Origin of the sequence: Cupriavidus neocaledonicus (assembly GCF_000372525.1) — a bacterium.
In the GTDB taxonomy this organism is placed as follows: Bacteria; Pseudomonadota; Gammaproteobacteria; order Burkholderiales; family Burkholderiaceae; genus Cupriavidus; species Cupriavidus neocaledonicus.
In genome coordinates, this window is the sequence record NZ_AQUR01000069.1 from 41,729 (window position 1) to 48,673 (window position 6,945).

Annotated in this window: 8 protein-coding genes; 2 read left to right on the top strand and 6 right to left on the bottom strand. The window is 59.3% G+C overall.

What is annotated here, in order from left to right; translation table 11 throughout:
• Positions 1 to 23 precede the first annotated feature (23 nt).
• The 5 genes from A3AG_RS0103390 to A3AG_RS0103410 form a co-directional block, all read right to left on the bottom strand.
• A complete protein-coding gene (locus tag A3AG_RS0103390; RefSeq protein WP_012354544.1) occupies positions 24 to 1,106 on the bottom strand; it encodes a DUF7146 domain-containing protein in 1,083 nt (360 codons plus the stop codon).
• A gap of 210 nt (positions 1,107 to 1,316) precedes the next feature.
• The gene (locus A3AG_RS0103395; RefSeq protein WP_012354545.1) at positions 1,317 to 1,826 is read right to left on the bottom strand and encodes a single-stranded DNA-binding protein; all 510 of its coding nucleotides are present in this window, start codon (positions 1,824 to 1,826) and stop codon (positions 1,317 to 1,319) included.
• Positions 1,827 to 1,838: 12 nt separating this feature from the next.
• Complete coding sequence (locus tag A3AG_RS0103400) at positions 1,839 to 2,633, bottom strand: hypothetical protein (RefSeq protein WP_012354546.1); 795 nt, start codon at positions 2,631 to 2,633, stop codon at positions 1,839 to 1,841.
• Positions 2,634 to 2,642: 9 nt separating this feature from the next.
• Positions 2,643 to 3,071, bottom strand: coding sequence for a hypothetical protein (locus tag A3AG_RS0103405; RefSeq protein WP_012354547.1), 429 nt, complete (start codon positions 3,069 to 3,071; stop codon positions 2,643 to 2,645).
• Between the two features lie 97 nt (positions 3,072 to 3,168).
• The gene (locus A3AG_RS0103410) at positions 3,169 to 3,477 is read right to left on the bottom strand and encodes a hypothetical protein (RefSeq protein ID WP_012354548.1); all 309 of its coding nucleotides are present in this window, start codon (positions 3,475 to 3,477) and stop codon (positions 3,169 to 3,171) included.
• A gap of 680 nt (positions 3,478 to 4,157) precedes the next feature.
• On the opposite strand from A3AG_RS0103410, the gene A3AG_RS0103415 reads away from it, so the two are divergent.
• The gene (locus tag A3AG_RS0103415) at positions 4,158 to 5,321 is read left to right on the top strand and encodes a hypothetical protein (RefSeq protein WP_012354549.1); all 1,164 of its coding nucleotides are present in this window, start codon (positions 4,158 to 4,160) and stop codon (positions 5,319 to 5,321) included.
• Position 5,322: 1 nt separating this feature from the next.
• Positions 5,323 to 6,495 carry a FlhC family transcriptional regulator gene (locus tag A3AG_RS0103420; protein ID WP_012354550.1) on the top strand — a complete coding sequence of 391 codons (1,173 nt, stop codon included), beginning with the start codon at positions 5,323 to 5,325 and terminating at the stop codon, positions 6,493 to 6,495.
• 163 nt (positions 6,496 to 6,658) lie between these two features.
• On the opposite strand, the gene A3AG_RS0103425 is transcribed toward A3AG_RS0103420, so the two are convergent.
• Positions 6,659 to 6,945, bottom strand: a 287-nt coding sequence (locus tag A3AG_RS0103425; protein WP_026163896.1) for an ISL3 family transposase, incomplete at its 5' end; no start/stop codon positions are given.

The following is a 6,945-nucleotide window of genomic DNA, read 5'->3' on the forward strand; positions in this document are numbered from 1 at the left end:
CCACCATTCGGGTGGCGAAAATGTCAGGCAGCGATTGCCTGTTGGGAGATCAGACGCAACCGGTGTACGGTTCGCCATTCGTCGCAGTAATCCGTGCCTCGGACCTTCGGCCGATGCAGCACAACGGTGAAGCCATTGGCGCGCAAGCGCTTCTGGAGGGCGAGCGCGTCGGCCATACCCGGTGACTTGCCAGTCCTCGGGTCCACCTTGTCAAAATCGGCGAAGATGTGCACGGTATGGATGCCCATACCGTCTGGCACTACGAACTTGCTCAAGAGCACGCGGTTCAAGCACGACCAGGTCGGAATCCGGAACAGCATGTACGCCGCATAGGCATTCTCGATGCCCTCCGCAACGCCAATCGCTCCATCGCGAGGCGACATCAGCCGTACAGCGCCGCCATCAAGCGGCAAGGCGCCCGGATAATTTCGCTTGCTTGGAAGGATCTCGCCGTCCTCCGACACGACTATCGCCTTCTCTGGCTTGGCCGGGTGCAACGATGTTCTGTGAACCGTAGCAATCCGGCCGTCGTGCAGCTGGTACTCAGCAATCATCGTTGGGTACCGCCCGACAATGCTCCCGTTGTGCCAGTAATCCTGCACGGCCAGCCGCAGTCCATGTGGCAGCGGAGCGCGCAGCCCTGGAACTCTGGCGGCGAGATAGCGCATGGCATGGTCACCAGCCGCGACCGGAGTCGAGCTGGTGACCTGCTTTATGACGCGGCGCATCAAAACGGAAGCGCTTCCCTTGCTGCGCTGCCGGCATGCCGGCCTGATGGCAGACATCTTCGCTGGCAACGGCTCGCCGCCCTCCCCATTGAGTCGCCGCTGCAACTCAAGGTACGACATGCCGGTGTAGCGACAGACCAGCTCGATGCCGTCGCCCGCTTTGGGACCACCGGCATCGCACTTGCGGCACACCCAGTCACCGCGGCCCCGCTTGTTGTCGTAGGTAAATCTGTCTGTGCCGTCTCCGCAGATCGGGCACGGACCAGGGCGACCTCGCCAGAAGGCGTCTGTGAGGACGTCGGCGGGCAGGTACTGCGCAACCAGAGCGTCCCAGTGAGCGGGCGTCCAGTTCTTCACGATATCACTCAGCTTTTTCATGGGATGGCTCCGTGTGGAGAGTGGTCGATGCCTGAGACAGGCGAAGGAACGCTTGCTCAAAGGACATCCCGGCTGCGTGAGGCGCCAGAATGTCTTTTCAGCACAGCGATTGGATCGGGGGGGAGAAACGGGTGTGGCGCGAAGCCGAAGATGAGGTGCATGCTCCCGCGGATTCGCGGGAGCATGCATATAGCTGCCACTTATGGCTTGTCAGAACGGAATCTGATCATCATCCATATCTTCGAAGCCATGCGACGGCGCCTGCTGCGGGCGGCGACTTTGGCCGCGTCGGCCACCACCATTGCCGCCCTCACTGCCGCCGGCTTGGCGGCCTTCTTGCGACTGGCGGCCATAGCCATCGTCGCCGTCATCGTTCGACGATCCGCCGCGGCCACCCAGCATTTGCATCTGATCGGCAACGATCTCGGTGCTGTACTTGTCCTGGCCCGACTGATCCTGCCACTTGCGGGTGCGAATGCGTCCCTCAATATAAACGGAGGAGCCCTTCTTCAGGTATTGCCCTGCGATCTCAGCCAGCTTGCCGAAGAACGAAATGCGGTGCCATTCAGTGGCTTCCTTCATCTCGCCGCTCTGCTTGTCCTTATAGCGATCGGTGGTAGCGATACGAATATTGGCCACAGCGTCCCCGCTGGGCATGTAGCGAACCTCAGGATCTGCCCCGAGATTGCCAACGAGAATGACTTTGTTCACGGATGCCATGTTGCTTCCTTGTTAATGAATGCGATTGACTTGCCAGACCCAACGGTCCCAGAGTTTCTGTTCCCCAGTCTCGGGGTCAAGAACAGGGCGGCCGGTCGCATGGTTGAAGGCGGGCACCTTCTCCTTGTGCAAGCGCTTGATGCCTACGCGGTCGCCGATTTTGCAAGCGGCGTCGGCCAGGGCATCTTTCAAACCTTCGCCCTGCAATGTCCTTTCGCCGGCGTGGGTGTCCAACTTCACCGCGAAGGAGGTGTATGTCGCCTTGCCGCCAGGTTTGCGGTTCGGGAACTCCATTTCACCCCACTCGACCAGCTTGCCAACGGTATAGTTCGAGCGCGACGCGTTACCGTCAGAGCGAGGTTCGGTTTTGGCAGGTCGGTGGTCTGGGCGCTGATGCTGTGCAGTCCGCGGTCCCCGAGATTCCCTTGACTCATCCGAACCCTTCGACTGTGGAAGCGGAGCGGCGCTCGCCCCCTCTTTCGCCTGGCGCATGACGGCTTCGGCAACGGACTGCGGTGTCACGCATTCCCCATCGTACCTGCCGAGCTTGTGCCAGCGCGGAACGACCTCGGGAAGAACCTTGTGGCCGAACGCCGTGTGCTGAATGCTGCGATCAAACACGGCAACGAAGTGAACGACGTGGTCGCCTTCGTCCCGAAAGAGATTTGGGACGCCATTGATGAGGATTTGAAACTCGTTGTCCGCGCCCGTGCCGACGGGAACTTCATTGGCGGCCCGAGACGCCACTACTGGCGGTTGGCCCAGGATAGTGGCGACTGCCCGCTTGAGTACTCCGAAGAGAGTCATGGTAATTGGTTACAGAAGAGACCCGCAGCACAACCGCTTTACTCCTTCGAGGTCTGCTTTCAGGCGGGCGTTGTTGAGAATCACATCCTGCAAGACTTCCGGGCTTACCCCGCAAACCGCGCAGACATAGGTGTAGGGAAGCGCTCCGTCCCAGTATCCGAAGATCCAGCCGATCGTCATGGAATATTCCTCCAAATCGAGCGCCTTGTTCCGCATACGGGCTCGCAAGAGCTCAGCACAGTCGATCAGGGATTCGGGCATGTTGTCGCCTCGGCGGCTGTCACAGGCCAGGCTGATGAGCGCGTCGACCATCTGCTCGCGTACCGAGTCGCTCCAGAGCGAAGGGTCCGGCAACGGGTCAATCTTGGGTGGGGGCACAACGATGGCAGCCGCTTCATCGAAGAAGTCCAGCTGCCACCCTGCTGTCATTGTTTCCATGATGGTCTCCGGACAGGCACCCGGAGACCCACCTGTCGGCGGGTAACGGGTTCCCGCGACAGGTGGAAGCCGCCCGAGAACCGGGCGGCGAGGGAGGTCAGGAACGATCGTGCGTTCCAGTGCGACAGATTGGCGTCACCACAGCCGAGCGTGCGTAATTCTGCTCGGGCGGTTCGGCGACCTGGTCATTCGTCGGTTTCGGCTTGGAGTCATGCTCCGGCATCGAAACCTTCGGCGCAGCTGGTACAGCCTTGCCCCACTGCAGCACCTTCTCCTTCAGGTAGAAGAAGCCGACAGCGGCAAGAAACACACCAACAATGAATGACTGCGAAGCCAGATACAGCGCCATGCAAAAAGCAAAGAGCTTGAGCGGGCGCGCGATCATGTTTTTGGCAAAGGATTCCATGGTTTCTCACGAGAAACGATTTAAAGGGATTTCCTGGCGGATGCCAGGCGATTATTCGATGCTCGGAAGAGCAAGGAATCCAATGAGGCGCGACTGCTCGGCAACGCGCTTGCGACATGTCATGCATGTCGTAAGGACGCTGCTCGCGTGCGAAGAAAGGGGATGGGGCGGGCCGCGCAAAGGAAGGCCAGTGAGGCCCACGCGGAATGTCAGTTTGGTCTGACCGCCATGTCGATGCGTCATAGACGCTAGAGGTATCCGCACTCTACACGGCTTGGGAAAGCATGACAAGCGCCGCCCCGGCGCTTTCGATTTGCCTTCAAATCACAAGCCGACGTCCTGAGCTTTCGCCAAATTTGGAAGGAACATGTTCCTTCCAACGACCCTCGCTCAAGGCCAGGTTGTATATACAAGTGCCCCCATCTTAAGGGGGTGCTACCTCAAATCCAGTTAATGTCTGTCGATAAAAAGTGAGGCAAAGCGCTGCTGATTTGAGCTTGACTTTCGAAAGACACCTGATTTTCCTGAGCTTTCGTGACATTCCGATGCTCAAACTCGGCATAAGCTTCCATCCGAAGATCGCTGCACCCGTTTCATCAGCTTGACACTTGCTCCTAGCGTGTACGTTGAAGTGGCTGCCGCGATCGCCGGGGCCGCAACAACTTTCCGTAAGGGCAACAATGAAGAAGAAAGAAGAAGAGAAACGCGAGTTCAATCTCATCGACCCGAAGCCGCCCGTATTGCGCGAGCTGGCGATCCAGCAACTGGGTCACTATGTCGATGCCGGCGCGATCGGCCGGATCGTGCAAGCCGCGCAAGAGATCGAACTCTCACGCAAGCGGATCCTCAGTGAACATACCGCCATCGGCTCTCGCCTATTCCAGATCTACCACGTGATCCTCACGTGTGTGCAGAAGCGTCTGGGCGACACCCCCCGCGCTCGCCAGGAAGCCGATGACAACTTGTACAACTTCGCGGTGCGCGCCCTGCGCATTTCCCGCGCCTCTGCGATCAAGTATCTGCAGGCATTTCATCACTTCTCCGAGAACAGCGATGCCTTGACGTTTCTGAACCTGGGGGAGCTGACGATTCTCAAGCGGTCGGACATCACGCCAGAGGAAGTGCAGCGGTTCATCGATGCTCGCAAGGACGACGAACCCTATTCGCGCAAGGAAATCGTCCCATACATCGAATGGTCTCGACGCACCCACCAGGAACTCAATCACGTCATGGCGACGCTGGAGGCGGCGGAAGAACAGTTGAACGAGAGCCTGGAGCGCCAGCGCGATCTCGAAGCCCAGATGCGCCACATGCGCGAACAGATGACATCCTCCGACGCGCAATCTGCGGCGCAAAAGGAGCAGCTTGACCGAACCTCCGCGGCGCTCTCGTCGCAGGCTGGGGCCATGGAAAGCCTGCAGCATTCCATTAAGCGCTTGACGGACGAACGACAGGCCTTGCAGAAGGCATTGGCCGAGTCGAAGATCCGGGAGGTTGTGAAGGAGATCAAGGTCGAGGTCATTCCTCCCGAGTACAAGACCATCGCCGATGCCGTCATAGACGGAAGCGGCAAACTTGAAGCGCTCAATGCGCAGATCAAGGATGCCGAACTGCGCCTCTCCGCTGTCAACAATAAGATCGAACGCCATGAAGCCAAGTCGGCCGACTCGCGGAGTCTGTCACTACGCATTGACGGCCTGAAAGCGGATCTCGATGATGCGCTCGCGAAATTCCGAGGCGCCGTCAAAGCCATCAAGGTCAAAGAGCATGCCCCCGCGCTGGTGTCCTTGCGCCGCACTGTGGAAGCCTTCCACAACGAACTGATCGCCATCACTGGAGCCTGACATGCAAACCACCCCGACCCGTTCTATCTACGAGCAGTTCGTCTTGCCAGCCTGGGTGCGCGATCGTGTGCTTGCGGCCAATCTGCGAATCAACAACTACGTCCTGAATGCCGTTACGGTGCATCCAACGCTGGAAAGCATCTTCAGGGTATCGAGCGAAAACCTTCGCTCGCTGCGTGACGACCTGTACCAGTCGGCGAAGATTCTGGGAACGCCGTTCCTCGCTTACGCACCAACGCTCACAACCATCGATGACTGGCGATCCTTCATCGAAGGACGGATGCCGACCGCCACAATGGAGCGGCTCAAGACTGGCCTGCCCCGCAATCTGTCAGTGGTGGACCGGTTGGCGCTCGAGCATACGAACCGCGCGTACATCAATGCCATGTACGACCTTCTCAACATGTCGGTATTGGCGGCGCCTCTGATCGGCATCTCCAACGAGTTGGCCGCGTACATGCGGTCGGTTCCTCAGCACGAACTCGACGTGGCTATCACCGAGCGGCTGGTGCCGCTATTCCACTGGCGCTTCGCGGACGAGATGTTCTGGTTGGAGAGTCACTCCGGCCGGTTATCGCGGGAAATGATCTCCCACTATCTGATGGAAACGTCGCCGCTTCGGACTGACCGCCTGGCGCACTCTGGCGTCTGGGGCAACTTCCGGCTCGAAACGTTTGTGCGCGACGCCCTCTCCGAGGCATTCCTGGCTCTCAGTTGTCGCGCCATGAGCGTCTCATCATTGTTCAATATCACCATCGAGACCACGCGGAAGACCTATCAGAGGTTGCATGGCAAACCATCGCCACCCGGCCAGCCGCCGTCATCGCTAATGTGGTACCTGGATTCCGCGCAGCGCCGCGTTCAGTCGACTTTCCAGATCTGGCTGTTTCGATCGGCGATCGCCTGTGACGTGTCGACACCCGAAAGCTTCGTCGCGACCCTTGACATCCATCGCGCGTTCTTCTCGGACGACTGCAAGGTGCCACCCGAGCGGTCGCTGCATCTGGCCCGCTCCATGTCGATGCACGAAGAGCTCGCGGTCTGGCCCTGCCGAAAGTGCGGGACGCCGTACCTGGCTTCGAACTCCTCCGCGAAGATCGAGCTTTCGCAGTCATTTCTGTGCCCTTGCTGCAACGGGTCTTTGACGGCTTCACGGGGCAGGCGTCGGAACTGACCGCGCATCAGCAACAGTCGCCGAAGCACCCCTCTCCGTACCCTTCGATTGACGGGTTGTCTTTTCAGCGATCATAGCCAAGAATCGCAAGCGCCAGAAATTTGACCCTTCTCGGCCTTCTCAATACGGCGGCTTCCTCTTGGGGCCGCCGTCTTTTTTTGGTTCATCGAGGAATTCCGGGGAAGGCTGCGCGGATTTTGAGGAAGAAGTATTCCTCGTCGCGATAGCCGTACGCGCGGCGCTTGATGACCTTGATGGTGTTGTTGATGCCTTCGACCACGCTGGTGTTCAATGGGTGGCGGCAGCGGGCCAAGATGCCATGCCAGTAGCCTTGCAGGCGCTTCGCAAACAACTCCAGGGCAGGTATTCGGCTCTGCCGAGCCTGCTCGCACCATTGCTCCCAAGCTTTTTGCGCCCACGCCGGGCGGCGGTAGAACCATAGCCGCTTTA

Bases quoted from the DNA above. Each gene is read 5' to 3' on its own strand.
- A3AG_RS0103390 (WP_012354544.1), bottom strand. From the start codon at position 1,106: ATGAAAAAGCTGAGTGATATCGTGAAGAACTGGACGCCCGCTCACTGG.
- A3AG_RS0103410 (WP_012354548.1), bottom strand. From the start codon at position 3,477: ATGGAATCCTTTGCCAAAAACATGATCGCGCGCCCGCTCAAGCTCTTT.
- A3AG_RS0103400 (WP_012354546.1), bottom strand. From the start codon at position 2,633: ATGACTCTCTTCGGAGTACTCAAGCGGGCAGTCGCCACTATCCTGGGC.
- A3AG_RS0103405 (WP_012354547.1), bottom strand. From the start codon at position 3,071: ATGGAAACAATGACAGCAGGGTGGCAGCTGGACTTCTTCGATGAAGCG.
- A3AG_RS0103415 (WP_012354549.1), top strand. From the start codon at position 4,158: ATGAAGAAGAAAGAAGAAGAGAAACGCGAGTTCAATCTCATCGACCCG.
- A3AG_RS0103395 (WP_012354545.1), bottom strand. From the start codon at position 1,826: ATGGCATCCGTGAACAAAGTCATTCTCGTTGGCAATCTCGGGGCAGAT.
- A3AG_RS0103420 (WP_012354550.1), top strand. From the start codon at position 5,323: ATGCAAACCACCCCGACCCGTTCTATCTACGAGCAGTTCGTCTTGCCA.